A 15,142-nucleotide genomic window follows, 5' to 3' on the forward strand; every position below is an offset into this window, starting at 1 on the left:
GCGTTTGGTCAGGCGGACCTCGCCAGATCGGCGGGCTTCGCCTCGGTCCGATCGACGGCGTCAGGCGAAACCATGCGCCAGGCGAAGCCGAGATGCTCCGAGACCAATCGAGCCAACAGGGGGCCATTCCGGTCGAGGAAAGCCTGGGCAATGGGCTCATGCTCGTTGAAGGCTTTCGCCCAGTTCTCCGCCTGCAGGACGCCGAGATAACGCGTGCGATAGAGGCGGAGGTTGAGCTGCGCGTGCATCTCGATCAGCACGGGATTGTGGGAGGCCGCAGCGATCGCGAGATGGAAGGCCTGGTTGGCATCAAAATAGGCGTAGCGGTCGCTGACGCGGTAAGCCTCCGCCATGGTCTCCAGATGCCGACGGATTGCCTCGTCATCCTGCTGCGTCGCCTGGTCGCAAGCGAGTTCGGCGGCGAAGACGTCGAGGCGAACGTAGACCTGCAGGAGATGGCGGATCTCGTCGTCCGACAGCGCCGCCACAACGGCGCCGCGGTTCGGGATAATCTCGATCAGCCCTTGCGTCGCCAGGATCTGCAGGGCCTCGCGCAACGGGGTTCGCGAAATCCCGAACTGGTCGGTGAGCGCCTTCTCCCGGATCCATTCGCCCGGCTTGATGTTGTCATGGATGATCTCAGACCGGATGTGATCTGAGATCTGCTGGGTTAGCGATTTGGGCGCCACGATCGCCGCGGCCCGCCGGGCCCCGACCGCCGTCACAGCACCTCCCGGCATCGCCGGCTTGTTCATGCCCGTCTCCTCATTGAGTCGCTTTCCACATTGCGAATGTGGGTGCGACGCAAATTTGATGTTGTAAACCTACATGCCTTGCGTATTGTCGACAACATGAAATCGACAATGACCTCGTGATGGAGTCGATGGCCGCATCCTCGCTCCTCAGCCGAAGGACAGTGGCGGAGCCAATTTCGTCCGCCTCGGACTCGGGCCGGCGCGATAGGCGGCTCGATCGACGTCCTCTTGCACCGCATATCGAACCCCGCATGCGATGCAGCGGCCGGGACATAGCGGCGGTCGTTCCCAGGATTCAACTTGCCGGTGTTGGCATGCCGCCAATCGGGACAGCCACCCTCTCGCTAAACTTTTCCTACCCCAGCTCTGATGAGCGTATCACTTTCCTGAAAGCGCCCGGACATAACGTATTCATAGATTATTCTACCACAAACAGTTTAGAATTCAGTAATTCAATCCCTCGCGGAAGCAGAGAATCGAGCGTAAATGGATTTGTCCGCCTCGAAAAACAAATTGGACCTGTTTGCAGAACAGTCTCCAATTTCGACGCAGGCATAGATGACCATCGAAGACCATTTCTCCACCTGACTCCAAAAAAAGGGGAATGTCATGCCGGATCACTCGTTCGTTCGTAATGGAATTTCGCGGCGCGGACTTCTGAGCGGTGGCGCCGGCCTCATCGCCGCGCCGTTCATCATCCGTCCGGCTTACGCCGCGGAGCGCATCACCGTGGCCGATCCGGGCGGCGTCTACGTCACCGGCTTTACGCCCGCCTTCTATGCGCCCTTCCGCAAGACCGGCGCCGAGCTTGTCAACGTCTCCCGCGACTCCGAGCCGACCAGCCAGGTAAAGGCGCAGGTCGACGCCAAGTCCTATGTCTGGGACGTCGTCTCGATCACCCTGTCATCGCGCAAGCTGCTCTCGGATGCCGGGCTGCTCGAGCCATTGCAGTTCTCGGGAACGGATTACGACGAGCTTCTCCCTCTGGCGAAGCAGCCAGACTGGCTGGGCACCAACGTCTATGGCAGCGTGCTGGGCTACCGCACCGACAGCATGAAGGCCCGCCCCTCGAACTGGGCCGATTTCTACGACGTTGCCAAATTCCCCGGTCGCCGCGCCCTGCCGAAGAGCCCGATCCATACGCTCGAAGGCGCCCTGCTTGCTGACGGCGTCGACCCGAAGAAGCTCTACCCCCTCGATGTCGACCGGGCCTTCAAGAAGCTCGACACGATCAAGCCGCATATCGCGGTTTGGTGGACGAGCTTCACCCAGACTACGCAGCTCCTGCAGAGCGGCGAGGTCGATTTCCTGCCTTCCAGCAATGCGCGCATCCAGGCGGCGATCGACAACGGCGCGCCGGTCGAGATCATCTGGGATGGCGGGCTCTACGGCATGGAAGGCTGGGCCATCCCGAAAGGCTGCCCGCGCGCGGAACTCGCCAAGAAGTTCATCGCCTCCTGCGCCAATGGCGAACGGCAGGCGCTCTATACCAAGGCGCTGGCCTATGGCCCGACCAACCAGACCGCGTTCAAGTTCATCGACCCCGCCCGCGCCAAGCAATTGCCGACGGAGCCGGCCAACTTCAGCAAGCTGATCCCGAGCAACGACGAATGGTGGGGCGCGAACAAGGACAAGATGTTCGAGCGCTTCAACGCCTGGCTACTCCGTAGCTGAGGCACTGGCCCGATGTCGGAGAAGCTGCGAACCGAGCAGGTCACCAAGCGCTACAGCGAAGTCGTGGCGCTGCAACCGACGACACTCTCGATGCGCGACGGGGAGTTCCTGACGCTGCTCGGGCCGTCCGGCTCGGGCAAGACCACGCTCCTGTCCCTGATCGCCGGGCTGACCGAGCCGACGGGCGGCGACATCTGGATCGACGGGCGGCGCGTCACCGACGAGCCCTCAGCGAAGCGGGGATTGGGCATGGTCTTCCAGAACTATGCCCTGTTCCCGCATCTCTCGATCTACGAGAACATCGCCTTCCCCTTGCGCATGCGCCGGATGGGCGCGGCCGAGATCGACGCGGCGGTGCGCCGCGTGCTCGACCTCATCCATCTGCCCCATGTCGCCGAGCGCCTGCCGCGGGAACTCTCCGGCGGGCAGCAGCAACGGATCGCGCTGGCGCGCTGCATCGTCTACGAGCCCTCCATCATCCTGATGGACGAACCGCTCGGCGCCCTCGACAAGAACCTGCGCGAGCACATGCAGACCGAGATCAAGCGGCTGCATGTCGAGCTCGGCATCACCATTCTCTACGTCACCCATGATCAGGAGGAGGCGCTGTCGATGTCCGACCGCATCTGCCTGATGAACAATGCGCGGGTCGAGCAGATCGGCACCCCGGCGGAGCTGTATTTCAAACCGGCCTCCGTTTTCGCGGCCGGTTTCCTCGGCGAATCCAACATCGCCCCGGCGAAGGTGCTGTCGACCGGAGCCGAGACCCTGCTCGGTTCGGTCGACGGCTCGACGATCAGGGTGGCGGCCGATGCCGGCCACCGCACCGATGAAGACGTCAACTGGATGGTGCGGCCGGAACGGCTGAAGCTCATCCGCGACGGCGAGGCGCATGAGAACATCCGGCGCGGCCAATTGCTCGATGCCGTCTTCGTCGGGGGCTTCACCAAGATCAATGTCCGGCTGGACGACGGCACCACCCTCCTCGCAAAGGAGCTGACATCCGGGCGGCCGCTGCCGGAGCGCGGGCAGAACGTGACGCTCGGCTGGTCGGCCGCCGACGCCATCGTGCTGCCGCCGGGCGCGTGACATGACGACCATGTCCACGCGCGATTGCGAACCTGCCCCGACGGCCGAGCCCGCGATATCAGCCCTTCAGCCGCGGCTGCGTCGCGCAAGGCCGCTCCTGCCACTGGTTCCGCTCCTCGCCTTCCTGGCGATCTTCTTCTTTTTCCCGGTCGCACAGATCCTGTCGCTGTCGCTGTTCGACCGGGGCGGAGCCGCCACCTCCGCCAACTTCGCGAAGGCCTTCTCCGACCCTCTCTATTTCGACGTCCTGCTCATCACCTTCAAGATCGCCGGCTGGACCACGGTGATCTCGGTCGTCGGCGGCTTCCCGGTCGCCTACTACCTCGCGAACGCCGCGCCCCAGAGCCGCAACGCTCTGATCATCTGGGTCCTGCTGCCGTTCTGGACCAGCTTCCTGGTGCGGACCTTCGCCTGGATGATCCTTCTGGGGCGGAACGGTGCGGTCAACCAGCTCTTGCTGGCACTTGGCATCGTCGACGCGCCGGCCTCGCTGATCTTCAACCTGACGGGCACTCTGATCGGCATGTCGCATGCGATGCTGCCGCTTGCCGTGATGACCATGCTGCCGGTGATGCAGACGATTGACGGCAACCTGTCGCGCGCCGCGGAAACGCTCGGCGCCGGTCGCGCCCAGATCTTCTGGCGCATCTACATCCCGCAATGCATGCCGGGTATCAGCGCGGCCGCGATGATGGTGTTCATCAGCTCGCTCGGCTTCTTCATCACCCCTGCCCTGCTCGGGGGCGCGCGGGAGACCATGCTGACGCAGGTCATCATCACCCAGATCCAGGAATTGCTGAACTGGCCGGCGGCCAGCACGCTCTCGGTCCTGCTGCTCGCGGCCTCGATCGTGGTCTTCGTCGCCTATGACCGGGTCATCGGGCTGTCGAGCCTGGCCGGTGGCTCCTCGGACCGCTCGGCGCGGACGGTCTCGGCCTGGTCGTGCATCCTCGACGTGATCGGCCGGGCGATCGTCAATGGGCTGGGAAGCCTCTGCGCCGGAATCGGCGCGGTGTTCGCCGGACTGCTGCCCGCGCGCGCCTTCCGCGGGCTCGGCCGGGGCAGCAGCCTCGCGCTGTTCCTCATCGTCGTCGCCTTCCTGCTGATCCCGACGCTCTTCGTGATCCCGGCCTCCTTCACGCCAGGAAATGCGGTCCAGGCCAATCCAAACGGCTTCTCTCTGCGCTGGTACGAGGCCGTCTTCGCCTCTTCCGACTGGACCAGCGCGGCCTGGAATTCTCTGATCGTCGGTCTGGCTTCGGGCGCGGTGGCGCTGGTGCTGGGCACGATGGCGGCCTTCGCGATGGCCTGGAACCGCTTTCCCGGCAAAACCGCTGCGCTCGCCGTGATCCTGTCGCCATTGATCGTGCCGCGTATCGTGATCGCGGTCGCCCTGTTCTTCCTCTATTCGAAGCTGGAGCTGGTCGGGACGGTGACGGGGCTCGTTATCGCGCATGCCGTGCTCGCCGTCCCCTATGTCGTCATCACCGTCATGGCGGTGCTCGCGACCTATGACCGGCGGCTCGACCAAGCGGCAGCGGTGATGGGCGCAAGCCGGTGGCAGACTCTGCGCCGGATCACCTTGCCGATCATCAAGCCGGGCCTGCTCTCGGCCTTCCTCTTCGCCTTCGTCACCTCCTTCGACGAATTGACGGTGGCGCTGTTCATCACCGGCGGCTCATTCAACACGCTGCCGCGCCAGATGTGGTCGGACCTGCTGCTCCAGATCAATCCGACCCTGGCAGCCGTCGCGACCCTGCTGCTGGTGCTGATGACTGGTCTCCTGTTCCTCAACGAGCGTTTCCGGCGTTCAGCCGGCCGCAACTGACGCCCGCGTGGCGCGATCTGGAAGGCTTCGATGGGCAACAACCTTCGCAAGAAAACCTATTACGGCGTCACCGTCGGCATCCTCATGGTCAACAGCCGCTTCCGGCGCTGGCCCGGCGATATCGGCCATGCCGGCACCTGGGATTTTCCCGTGCAGTACAGAATCGTCCACGACGCCGTGCCCTCGCGCATGACGGAGCTGCACGAATCCAGCCTGCTCGAACCGTTCAAGCGGGCGGCCCAAGAGCTGATCGATGCCGGCGTCGACGGCATCACCACGACCTGCGGCTTCCTCTCGATCTACCAGCGCGAGCTCGCCGATTTTTGCTCGGTGCCGGTCGCGACCAGCGCTCTGCTACAGGTGCCGATGGTCGAGCGCATGCTGCCGACGGGCAAGAAGGTCGGCATCCTCACCTACAACGCCGAGGTGCTGAACGGCCCTTATCTGCGCGCCGTCGGCATCGCCGAGGACACGCCGGTCGTCGGCCTGCCGCAAAGCTCCGAATTCGTCCGCAGCATCCGCGAAGGCGACGACACCGTGCCTTATGACGTGCTGCGCGGCGAGGTCCTCGCGGCCGCAGGCGACCTGCTCAGCCGGCATCCCGATGTCGGCGCCATCGTCGGGGAATGCACCAATCTGACGCCCTTCAGCGCCGATATCGCCGAACGTTACGGCGTGCCGGTCTTCGACGCGGTGACGATGGTGAACACCTTCCATGCGGCGCTGAAGCCGCGACGCTTCGGCACGGACTGATCGCCGGCGCCACGATGGAAAGCGGCCAGAACAGGACGGGTATCGCCGTCATCGGCGGGGGCATCGTCGGCGCGAGCGTCGCCTACGGTCTCGCCGCCCACGGCGAGACCGTGACGCTGTTCGACGAGGGCGACATCGCCTTCCGGGCGGCGCGCGGCAATCTCGGCAATGTCTGGGTGCAGGGCAAGGGTGCGAGCGGCCCGGCCTATGCCGATTTGACCCGACGGGCAGCGAAGGACTGGGACGACTTCGCCCGCGACCTCGGCACTGAGAGCGGAATCGATCTGCATTTCCGCCGGCCGGGGGCCTTCTTCTTCTGCTTCTCCGAGCTGGAGTTGGAGCGCCGCAGCAAGACGATGGCCGATCTGGAAGCGCATGCCGCGGTGCCGAGCCAGTTCGAGGTCATGGACAATGACGGCATCCGCAAGCTCCTTCCCGAAGTCGGACCCGCCGTCGTCGGCGCGACCTTTTGCAGCGACGACGGCACGACGAACCCGTTCCATCTGCTGCGCGCGCTGATCGCGGTGTTCGAGCGGCACGGCGACTACCGGCCCCGCCACGCCGTCGCGGGCGTCGTCCCGGACGGCGCGGGCTTTCGGGTGAAGACGCAACAGGGCGACTGGCTCGCCGACCGCGTCATCCTGACCGCCGGGCTCGGCAACAAGGAGCTCGCTCCAGGCCTAGGCCTGTGCGCTCCCATCCGCCCGGTGCGGGGACAGATCCTAGTCACGGAGAAGTTGAAGCCTTTCCTGCGCTACGGAATCAGCTTCATCCGCCAGACCGCGGAAGGCGGTATCGTGTTCGGCGAATCCTCTGAGGAGGCCGGACTCGACGACCGCACGACGCCCGATGTCATTCAGACGACGGCCCAGCGGGCCGTGACGGCCCTGCCGCTGCTCGCCAATGCGCAGGTCGTGCGCAGTTGGGCCGCTCTGCGCGTGATGTCGCCTGACGGCATGCCGGTCTATGCCGAATCCGCGGCACATCCGGGCGCTTTCTTAGTGACGGTCCACAGCGGCGTCACGCTTGCGCCCTTCCACGCCGGGCCGCTCGCAACCGCCCTCTCCGCCGGGCGACTCGACCCGGCCTGGCAGCCCTTCTCATCGGATCGCTTCAGTGTTCCAGCGCCTTGATCTCACGGAATTCGACACCGCCTTCAGCTTCGGCGGCACGACCGTGCCCGCCCGCGAGGGCGAGAACCTCGCGGCAGCGATCCTGCGCGCGGGGATCAAGACCTTCCGCAGCACGCCTCGTTCCGGGGCTCCGCGCGGCCCCTATTGCATGATGGGGGTCTGTTTCGAATGCCTTGTCACGGTGGACGGGCAGCCCAACCGGCAGGCTTGCCTCGAGACCGTACGCGCTGGCATGGTCGTCGAACCTCAGACAGGCGCCGCGGAGCTCAGCCAGTGAGCGCGCCCTTCGACGTCGCGGTGATTGGCGCGGGTCCGGCGGGCATGGCGGCCGCTGTCACAGCCCGCAAGCACGGACTGAGCTGCGTGGTGTTCGACGAGGCCGGCAAGCCCGGCGGCCAGATCTACCGAGCCATCACCGAGCGCCCGGCACCGGACCGCGCCGACATTCTAGGACGAGATTATTATGCGGGCCGCGATTTGGTCGAGGCCTTCCAACGCTCCGGCGCGGAGCACCGGGCCGCGGCGATGGTCTGGTCCGTCGCGGAGGGTGAGATCCGTTGGCGCTCGCGCGAAGGCTCCGGCGTCACCGGGGCACGCCGGATCGTCGCGGCCGCCGGTGCTATGGAGCGCCCATTCCCTATCCGCGGCTGGACGCTGCCCGGAGCCATGACTGCCGGCGCGGCGCAGATTCTGCTGAAAACCGCTGGTCTGTTGGAGGACGATCTCGTCTTCGTCGGCGGTGGCCCGCTGCTCTATCTCGTCGCTGCGCAATACTGCCGCGCAGGGCATCCGCCGCGGCTTATCATCGAGACGACCCCGCGGAAGAATTTGGCGGCCGCGCTGCCCTATCTCCCGCGGGCGCTTCTGGCCGCCCCGTATCTCTCCAAAGGACTTGGCCTGCTCCGCGAACTACGTGCTGCCTGCGTCCGCATCGAACGCGGCGTCGAGCAGGTTGAGATCGAGGGCGAAGATGCGGTGCGCGGCGTGAAATGGTTCAGCGGCGGGCGCTGGCAGCGCACTGATGCAAGCCGCGTGGCGCTCCATCAGGGCATCGTGCCCAATGTGAATCTCGCCATGGCGCTGCGCTGCCCGCATGTCTGGGACGAGCGTCAGCGTTGCTGGCGGCCGGAGCTCGACGCATGGGGGCGCTCCAGCCAGCCCTGGCTCTGGATCGCGGGTGACGAGGCCGGCATATCCGGCGCCATTTCGGCGCGTTTGAGCGGCACGCTTGCCGCGCTCGACATCGCTCGAGACCTCAGCGCGATCAGTGCAGCCGAGCGGGATCGGGCGAGCAGCTCCCTTCGCACCGCGCTCTGGCGAGACCGCGCGATCAGGCCGTTTCTGGAGGCGCTCTACCGTCCGGCTGATGCTTTCATCGCGCCCGAGTCCGACGATGTCGTCGTTTGCCGCTGCGAGGAGGTGACGCGCGGCGAAATCGCCCAGGTCGTGAAGGAAGGCGCGGCCGGACCGAACCAAGCGAAAGGCTTCCTGCGGTGTGGCATGGGTCCCTGCCAGGGGCGACTTTGCGGGCACACGATCACTGAGACGATGTCGGCGTTGAGCGGGCGCAGCCCGGGTGAAATTGGCTATTTCAGGTTACGCATGCCAATCAAGCCCGTGACGGTCGAACAGATAGCGGACTCCTGTGTCGATTCGGGTCCCAACTTCGGCGCCGAAGCATCGTAAAGTCGTCGGGGCGCAGATGGCGGTGCGATGATGGGCTAATTTCGGGTGGCGCCGGACGCTGCCCTACGAACTCAGCCCAGAGCGGCGTGCCGATGCCTTACGTGCGGTCGGCCGCTTCTTGGATCTATCCGGCAAATTGCGCCGGAAATCGATCTGAAGGATCAGTCTGCGGGTATGGTTCCGGTCCATTTCGCTGCCCAGACAGCAGCTGCGTCAGCGCCTCGTCATCAACCTGTCGTGAAGCCATTTGCAGAACCGGATCTCCAACTCCGTGATCGGGCCAGATGCTTCGCTTTCTCCTTCTCCGCTCTCTGCGCGCCCTGCTGACCGTCGCCATCTGCGTCTCGGCCGTGTTCGTCGCGCTGCGCCTGGCGGGCGACCCGGCCCAGATCATGTTGCCGAGCGACACCCCGCCGGATGTCGTCGCCTATTATCGCGAGGCCTGGGGCCTCGACCGGCCTCTGGCCGAGCAGTACCTGCTCTATATCGCGAGCGCCGTCCGCGGTGATTTCGGCCTCTCATTCGCGGATGGCAGGCCTGCCTTCACCGCCGTGGTCGAAGCGCTGCCGAAGACCTTCCTGCTCGGCTCCTCCGCACTGATGCTGGCGCTCCTCGTCGGCCTGCCGCTCGGCGTCCTCGCGGCGCTGCGCCATAATCGCGCCGCCGACCGGCTCGCCATGGCGGTCGCGGTGTTCGGCTACGCCATTCCCGTCTTCTTTCTCGGCATCCTGCTCATCCTGCTCTTCGCGCTGAAGCTGCGCGTGCTGCCTTCGGCCGGATCTGACAGCCTCTGGCATCTCATCCTGCCAACGGTGACGCTCGGCCTGCCGCTTGCCGGCCGGCTGGCGCGCTTCGCCCGCACGGCGACGCTGGAGGTGCTGGGCAAGCCCTATATCCGGGCGGCGCGTGGGCGCGGCGTGATGCCGCTCCGCGTGATCCTCCGCCACGCCCTTCCCAATGCCGCGGTGCCGCTGCTGATGTTCATCGGCATCGAGATCGGCCATATCCTCGCCGGCAGCGCGGTGGTCGAGACCATCTTCGCGTGGCCGGGCATCGGCCGGCTGCTGGTCGACTCCGTCTCGACGCGCGATCTCTCCGTCGTCCAGGCCGTGATTTTCACGGTGACGGTTATCATGGTCGGCGCCAATCTGCTGGTCGATATCGTGCATATCCTGATCGATCCGCGGCTCGGCGGCTTCGCCCGCGCGCTTGGCGGGCAGGCCTGATGAGCGCCGTCGGTCTCTCCTCCGCGCCTGCGGCTCCTGCGGCCAGACACCGGATGTCGCCGGTCGTGATGCTCTCGGCCGGCTTCCTGCTCGCCGTCGTTGTCGTCGCGCTGCTCGCGGACTGGCTGGCTCCGCTGCCCTATACCGCGCAGAATCTCGCCGCGCGATTGAAGCCACCTTTGACCGAAGCCGGCGGCACGATCTACTGGCTCGGTACCGACCAGCTCGGCCGCGATATCCTGAGCCGGATGATCTTCGCTGTCCGCACCTCGATCCTGATCGCCGTGATGGGAACCCTGATCGGAGCCGTGTTCGGGACAGCGCTCGGCTTCCTCGCGGCGCGTCTGCGCGGCTTCGTCGATCAGGCCATCATGATGCTGGTCGATGCCCAAGCGGCAATTCCGGCGCTGTTCCTGGCGCTGACCATGCTCGCCTTCTTCGGCAACAACATCGTTCTCTTCATCCTCCTCGTCAGCATCGACGGCTGGGATCGCTATACCCGGCTGGCGCGCGGCCTCGTCATCTCCGAACAGGAGAGCGACTACATCAATGCCGTCGAGGCGCTGGGCGCTGGCCCGTCGCGGGTCGTCCTGCGCCACCTCCTGCCCAATATCGCCGCCGCGCTGGTGGTGCAGGCCACGTTGAATTTTCCCGGCACGATCCTGCTCGAAACCTCGCTCTCCTTCCTCGGGCTCGGCGTGCAGCCGCCGGGCACCTCGCTCGGCCTGATGCTCGGCGAAGGCCGCCGCTACCTGCTCAACGCCTGGTGGATCGCGGTCTTTCCGGGGCTGACGATCTTCCTGACCACGCTGTCGATGAGCCTGTTCGGCGACTGGCTGCGCGACCGTTTCGACCCGACCAGCGAGAGGAACTGAGACGATGCGACCCGGCCTCCTTTCGGATGCGGGCCGGCCGCTCGCCATCGCCCATCGCGGCGGAGCCCTGCTCGGGCCGGAGAATACGCGGGAGGCCTTCTCCGCCGCCATCGCAGCCGGAGCCGAGGTCGTCGAAACCGATCTGCGCTTCAGCGCCGACGGTGCGCTGGTCTGCCTGCACGATGCCGACCTCATGCGCCTCGCCGGGCATCAGGGACGGGTCGCCGAGACCGATCTCGCGACGCTGAGGGCGCTTCTGCCCGGCTTGCTGACGCTGGACGAGGCGATCGCGTCTTCCGCGCCGCTCGGCCTCCTGCTCGACGTCAAACTGTCCGAACCCCGCATCCTGAACCCGATCCTCGCCGCCCTCGATGCGACGGATGCGCTTCCGCGCTGCCTGCTCGGCCTCCGCGACATCGACCTGATCGGCGCGGCGCGCCGGCTGTCGCCGGAGATCGCGATCCTCGCTCTGGTGCCCGATCCCGATTCCATCGCGGCAGCGCGATCCGCCGGCGCCGATTGGTTCCGGCTCTGGCAGGGCGATGCCACGCCGGAGCGGCTCGCCGCCGTGCGGAAGGCCGGTCTGGGTTCGGTCATCATGGTCGGTCAGCCGCGCTCCGTGGCGGAACCCGGCTATCCGCCCTTTCCGGTTGGCCGGATCGATGCGGAGGGCATCACGCGCCTGCTGGCGCTCGGCCCCGATGCGGTGATGCTCGACGATCCGCGACTTCTCCTTGCGGCCCGGACTGTCACCGGCCCGTCGTCAATCTGATGCAAGGCAGCCGCATCGCGGCGCCGCTGTGCCGGCCCCGCCCGATGTCTTGCGAGGATCTCCATGCCCGTCCTGTCCCGTCGCCGCTTCATCGAGGCTGCTGCCGCCCTGCCGGTCGCGCTCTCCATGCCGACCGCCTTCGCCGCCGGTGACAGCCGCCCGAGCTTTACCGTAGCGGTCGCCGACCTGCCGGCGACGCTGGAACCGGCGCGCGAGCTTTCCAATGTCGGCACCCGCGTCACCTATTCGATCTTCGACACGCTGATCCGGCGCGATTTCCTCGGCGCGGCCGATGGCGGCGGCTCGGAGCTCAAGCCGCATCTGGCGGTGAAATGGGAGCGGGTCTCGCCGCAGGAACTCGTCGTCACGCTGCGCCAGGGCGTGAAGTTCCACAATGGCGACGAGCTGACCTCGGAAGACGTCGCCTACACCTTCCGCGACGGCCGGCTCTGGGGCGACAAGGCCCAGATCCCCGGCGGCAAGGCCTATTTCGGCATCCTTGCCTCGGTCGAGCCGGTCGATCGCTACACGGTCCGCTTCAAGACCAAGGTCGCCGACGTACTACTCGAACAGCGCCTCGCCTCCTGGTGCGCCTGGATCGTCAACAAGCGCGCCTATGAGGCGATGGGCTTCGAGGCCTATTCGCGCAAGCCGGTGGCGACCGGCCCCTATCGCGTCGTCTCGCATTCGGCCGCCGACGCCACGGTTCTGGAAGCCTTCGACGACTATTTCATGGGCAAGCCGACGGCTAGGCGCGTCAGCTTCAAGCGCGTGCCGGAGCTGGCGGCGCGCGTCGCCGGCCTCGTCGCCGGCGATTACGACCTGATCACCAACATCCCGCCCGACCAGATGAGCGTGGTCGGCGGCTACAAGGACATCGACGTGCGCTCGGTCGTGCTCGCGAATGTCCATGTCCTCGCCTACAACGATCAGGACAAGGTGCTCGCCGACAAGCGCGTGCGGCAGGCGCTGAACTACGCGATCGACCGCCAGAAGCTGGTCGAGGCGCTCTGGCAGGGCACCGCGCAGGTGCCGGCGAGCCACAATTTCCCGGAATACGGCCAGATGTTCATCGAGGGCCGCAAGCTCTCCTACGACCCGGCGAAGGCCAAGGCCCTGCTCAAAGAAGCCGGCTACAAGGGCGAGCCGATCGTCTACCGGACGCAGGCCAACTACTACACCAATGCGCTCGAGGCCGCGCAGATCCTGACCGAGCAGTGGAAGGCCGTCGGCATCAACGCATCCTTGCAGGTCGTCGAGAACTCGACCCAGATGCGCGGCTCCAACACGCAGATCTTCAACTGGTCCAACTCGACACGCCTGCCCGATCCGCTTGGCTCGATCTGGGTGGCCTGGGGGCCGGCCGGCGAGATCCAGGTCTCGAAGTTCTGGACCTCGGCGCAGGCCTTCAACAAGGCGGGCACGGCGCTGGAGGCCGAGACCGATCCGGTGAAGCGCAAGGCGCTGTTCACCGAGATGCTCGACATCTGGGAGGAGGAGGCGCCGGCCACGATCCTCTACCAGCCGAGCGAGGCCTACGCGATCAAGAAGTCGATCGCCTGGCGGCCGACGACCTTCTACTTCATGGATCTGCGCCCGGACAATCTGAGCTTCGCCAAGGTTTGAAAGCGACTATGCTTCAGGGCTGCGCCGTAGGCACAGGCCCGAGCCGATAAGCGCGGCGCTATACGTCATGGTCGGCCTTGTGCCGACCATCCACGTCTTCATTCGTGCAATGCGGTGTTCAAGACGCGGATGCTCGCCACAAGGGCGAGCATGACGACTGGAGCGAGGTCGTGTTCATGGGTTCCGGGCTCAGGCTTGCGGCCTGCCTCGGAATGACGGCGCGGTTTCCTCGAAACCAGCGAGCTCTACTGCCCGCCACCCAAAATAAACCGCCGCCCGTCCTGCTCGACCACATCGACATGCTGGACGAAGGTGCCGCTGCCGGCCGAATGCCGAAGCTCACGCCCCTCCTCGCGGGCTGGAACGGCAAGATTGCGCCCCATCATCGTCGCCGCGGGCTGAAGCCCGAGCAGGCCAAGCACGGTCGGCCCGATATCGATGATGCCGGCCGGTTCCTGCGAGACGGCGCCCTGGCCGCTGGCATCGCCGAGGATCAGCACGGTGTTCAATTCATGCGGGTTGATGCCGCCATGCATGCCGCCGCCGAGTGGCACGTCGCCGGGCGTCATCGCCCCGAGACCGGGCAGCCCATATTGATCGGCGTCGAGCGTCGATTTCAGAATGAACATCAACTCCGGCTGGCGCTCGGCATGCCCCGTGTTCATAAGGCCCAGCGAGAGCGTGCCCGCGATCTCGCCTTCGACGCCGTTGCGGTCGCGCGAGAAGACATGGCCGATGGCAGGATGCTCCATCAGCCAGGCTGCGACGCGCTGGATCTCGGCGTGCTCGCCTTCCCGCAGGCGGATCTCTCCGCTCATGCCGCCGGTTGCCACGATAGCGGCGCCGTTGATTGTCTTTTCCGCGCTGAGGTCGAAGCCGGCCTGCTGCGCCGCCTCGAACAGCGGTTCGACCGTGCCGGTCGAGATCTGCCCATGATCGGAGGCCGCGATCACCGCGATACGCTCCGCATCGGGCTGAGCCTCGACCCAGTCGAGGATCGCACCGAAGGCTCGGTCGGCCTCGCGAAGGCCAGCCATAGCCTCAGGCGAACCGAGGCCGCGATAGTGGAAGGTCGTATCCGGCTCGTTGAACCAGATCAACGCGACGTCGGGCCGTGTAGGCAGCACCAGCTCGGTCATCACCCGCCCGCCATAGGCGAGTTCCTGCATCCGCGGCAATTCGCGCTCCGGCAGCGGGCCAAGACGGGCGATCGCGGCTTCGACCGCTTCCGGCGTCTGCGTCGCCCCGGCGCCGTGCATCGAGAAGGTCCAGTGCCCGTTGGCGCGGGCGCGCGGATTGATGAAATGCGCCGAGCCGGCCGAGCCGGTATGCACCACCGCCATGCGCTTGCCGGCACGGGCCAGCACGTCTCCGAAGCTGTCGGCGGCGAGCAGGCGACCGTCATGATGCGCCTCGGCGCGGCGGATCAGGCCGGCATCGCTGGTGTCGAACATCCTCTCGGGGATCGCCGCGCGATGATAGAAGGCATTGCCGACGATGCCGTGGACGATCGGGGGCGCGCCGGCCGCGATCGAGCTCGTCGCCACGCGGGTGACCGACGGAAAGACGCTGCGCGCGCGGCGGAACCAGGTTCCGCGCGCGGCAAGGCGCATGATGTTCGGCGTGAGCTCGGGCGTGACGAGATCCGGCCGCAGACCGTCGAAGACGGCAATGATGACGCGGTTGGCGGTCGGTTGGTCAGGGCGGCTCATCTCGTCTCCGGGG

At 66.2% G+C, this 15,142-nt stretch carries 13 protein-coding genes; 11 read left to right on the plus strand and 2 right to left on the minus strand.

The features are described 5' to 3' along the window. Window positions 1-8: 8 nt before the first annotated feature. Window positions 9-755 carry a GntR family transcriptional regulator gene (locus tag AC1DEZ_RS15845; protein WP_441510602.1) on the minus strand — a complete coding sequence of 249 codons (747 nt, stop codon included), beginning with the start codon at window positions 753-755 and terminating at the stop codon, window positions 9-11. A gap of 609 nt (window positions 756-1,364) precedes the next feature. Between AC1DEZ_RS15845 and AC1DEZ_RS15850 the strand changes: the two genes are divergently transcribed. From AC1DEZ_RS15850 to AC1DEZ_RS15900, 11 genes are all read left to right on the plus strand, one after another. Beyond that, a complete protein-coding gene (locus tag AC1DEZ_RS15850) occupies window positions 1,365-2,429 on the plus strand; it encodes an ABC transporter substrate-binding protein (RefSeq protein ID WP_476779926.1) in 1,065 nt (354 codons plus the stop codon). A 12-nt stretch (window positions 2,430-2,441) separates the two neighbouring features. Next, window positions 2,442-3,518 carry an ABC transporter ATP-binding protein gene (locus tag AC1DEZ_RS15855; RefSeq protein WP_476779927.1) on the plus strand — a complete coding sequence of 359 codons (1,077 nt, stop codon included), beginning with the start codon at window positions 2,442-2,444 and terminating at the stop codon, window positions 3,516-3,518. 1 nt (window position 3,519) lies between these two features. Continuing rightward, window positions 3,520-5,346, plus strand: a complete 1,827-nt coding sequence (locus AC1DEZ_RS15860) for an ABC transporter permease subunit (protein WP_476779928.1) — start codon at window positions 3,520-3,522, stop codon at window positions 5,344-5,346. 30 nt (window positions 5,347-5,376) lie between these two features. Then, window positions 5,377-6,099, plus strand: a complete 723-nt coding sequence (locus AC1DEZ_RS15865) for an aspartate/glutamate racemase family protein (RefSeq protein ID WP_476779929.1) — start codon at window positions 5,377-5,379, stop codon at window positions 6,097-6,099. 14 nt (window positions 6,100-6,113) lie between these two features. Next, window positions 6,114-7,232 carry an NAD(P)/FAD-dependent oxidoreductase gene (locus AC1DEZ_RS15870; RefSeq protein WP_476779930.1) on the plus strand — a complete coding sequence of 373 codons (1,119 nt, stop codon included), beginning with the start codon at window positions 6,114-6,116 and terminating at the stop codon, window positions 7,230-7,232. Further along, complete coding sequence (locus AC1DEZ_RS15875; RefSeq protein ID WP_476779931.1) at window positions 7,216-7,509, plus strand: (2Fe-2S)-binding protein; 294 nt, start codon at window positions 7,216-7,218, stop codon at window positions 7,507-7,509. Before AC1DEZ_RS15870 ends, AC1DEZ_RS15875 begins: the two co-directional genes overlap by 17 nt. Next, entirely contained in the window at window positions 7,401-8,918 is a 1,518-nt protein-coding gene (locus AC1DEZ_RS15880; protein ID WP_476779932.1) for an FAD/NAD(P)-dependent oxidoreductase, read from the plus strand. The genes AC1DEZ_RS15875 and AC1DEZ_RS15880 overlap by 109 nt, the downstream gene beginning before the upstream one ends. Before the next feature lie 284 nt (window positions 8,919-9,202). Beyond that, a complete protein-coding gene (locus tag AC1DEZ_RS15885) occupies window positions 9,203-10,144 on the plus strand; it encodes an ABC transporter permease (RefSeq protein WP_476779933.1) in 942 nt (313 codons plus the stop codon). Beyond that, complete coding sequence (locus AC1DEZ_RS15890) at window positions 10,144-11,019, plus strand: ABC transporter permease (protein ID WP_476779934.1); 876 nt, start codon at window positions 10,144-10,146, stop codon at window positions 11,017-11,019. Before AC1DEZ_RS15885 ends, AC1DEZ_RS15890 begins: the two co-directional genes overlap by 1 nt. A 4-nt stretch (window positions 11,020-11,023) precedes the next feature. After that, a complete protein-coding gene (locus AC1DEZ_RS15895) occupies window positions 11,024-11,791 on the plus strand; it encodes a glycerophosphodiester phosphodiesterase (RefSeq protein WP_476779935.1) in 768 nt (255 codons plus the stop codon). Between the two features lie 63 nt (window positions 11,792-11,854). Continuing rightward, window positions 11,855-13,417: an ABC transporter substrate-binding protein gene (locus tag AC1DEZ_RS15900; RefSeq protein WP_476779936.1), complete on the plus strand. Its 1,563-nt coding sequence runs from the start codon at window positions 11,855-11,857 to the stop codon at window positions 13,415-13,417. A gap of 245 nt (window positions 13,418-13,662) precedes the next feature. Here AC1DEZ_RS15900 and AC1DEZ_RS15905 read toward each other — a convergent pair whose 3' ends face one another. Then, window positions 13,663-15,129, minus strand: coding sequence for an alkaline phosphatase family protein (locus tag AC1DEZ_RS15905; RefSeq protein WP_476779937.1), 1,467 nt, complete (start codon window positions 15,127-15,129; stop codon window positions 13,663-13,665). Window positions 15,130-15,142: the final 13 nt, after the last annotated feature.

The organism is Allobosea sp. 10L422, assembly GCF_056395345.1.

Bases quoted from the DNA above. Each gene is read 5' to 3' on its own strand.
- AC1DEZ_RS15850 (WP_476779926.1), top strand. From the start codon at position 1,365: ATGCCGGATCACTCGTTCGTTCGTAATGGAATTTCGCGGCGCGGACTT.
- AC1DEZ_RS15845 (WP_441510602.1), bottom strand. From the start codon at position 755: ATGAACAAGCCGGCGATGCCGGGAGGTGCTGTGACGGCGGTCGGGGCC.
- AC1DEZ_RS15865 (WP_476779929.1), top strand. From the start codon at position 5,377: ATGGGCAACAACCTTCGCAAGAAAACCTATTACGGCGTCACCGTCGGC.
- AC1DEZ_RS15855 (WP_476779927.1), top strand. From the start codon at position 2,442: ATGTCGGAGAAGCTGCGAACCGAGCAGGTCACCAAGCGCTACAGCGAA.
- AC1DEZ_RS15870 (WP_476779930.1), top strand. From the start codon at position 6,114: ATGGAAAGCGGCCAGAACAGGACGGGTATCGCCGTCATCGGCGGGGGC.
- AC1DEZ_RS15895 (WP_476779935.1), top strand. From the start codon at position 11,024: ATGCGACCCGGCCTCCTTTCGGATGCGGGCCGGCCGCTCGCCATCGCC.
- AC1DEZ_RS15905 (WP_476779937.1), bottom strand. From the start codon at position 15,129: ATGAGCCGCCCTGACCAACCGACCGCCAACCGCGTCATCATTGCCGTC.
- AC1DEZ_RS15890 (WP_476779934.1), top strand. From the start codon at position 10,144: ATGAGCGCCGTCGGTCTCTCCTCCGCGCCTGCGGCTCCTGCGGCCAGA.
- AC1DEZ_RS15860 (WP_476779928.1), top strand. From the start codon at position 3,520: ATGACGACCATGTCCACGCGCGATTGCGAACCTGCCCCGACGGCCGAG.
- AC1DEZ_RS15880 (WP_476779932.1), top strand. From the start codon at position 7,401: ATGCCTTGTCACGGTGGACGGGCAGCCCAACCGGCAGGCTTGCCTCGA.
- AC1DEZ_RS15900 (WP_476779936.1), top strand. From the start codon at position 11,855: ATGCCCGTCCTGTCCCGTCGCCGCTTCATCGAGGCTGCTGCCGCCCTG.
- AC1DEZ_RS15885 (WP_476779933.1), top strand. From the start codon at position 9,203: ATGCTTCGCTTTCTCCTTCTCCGCTCTCTGCGCGCCCTGCTGACCGTC.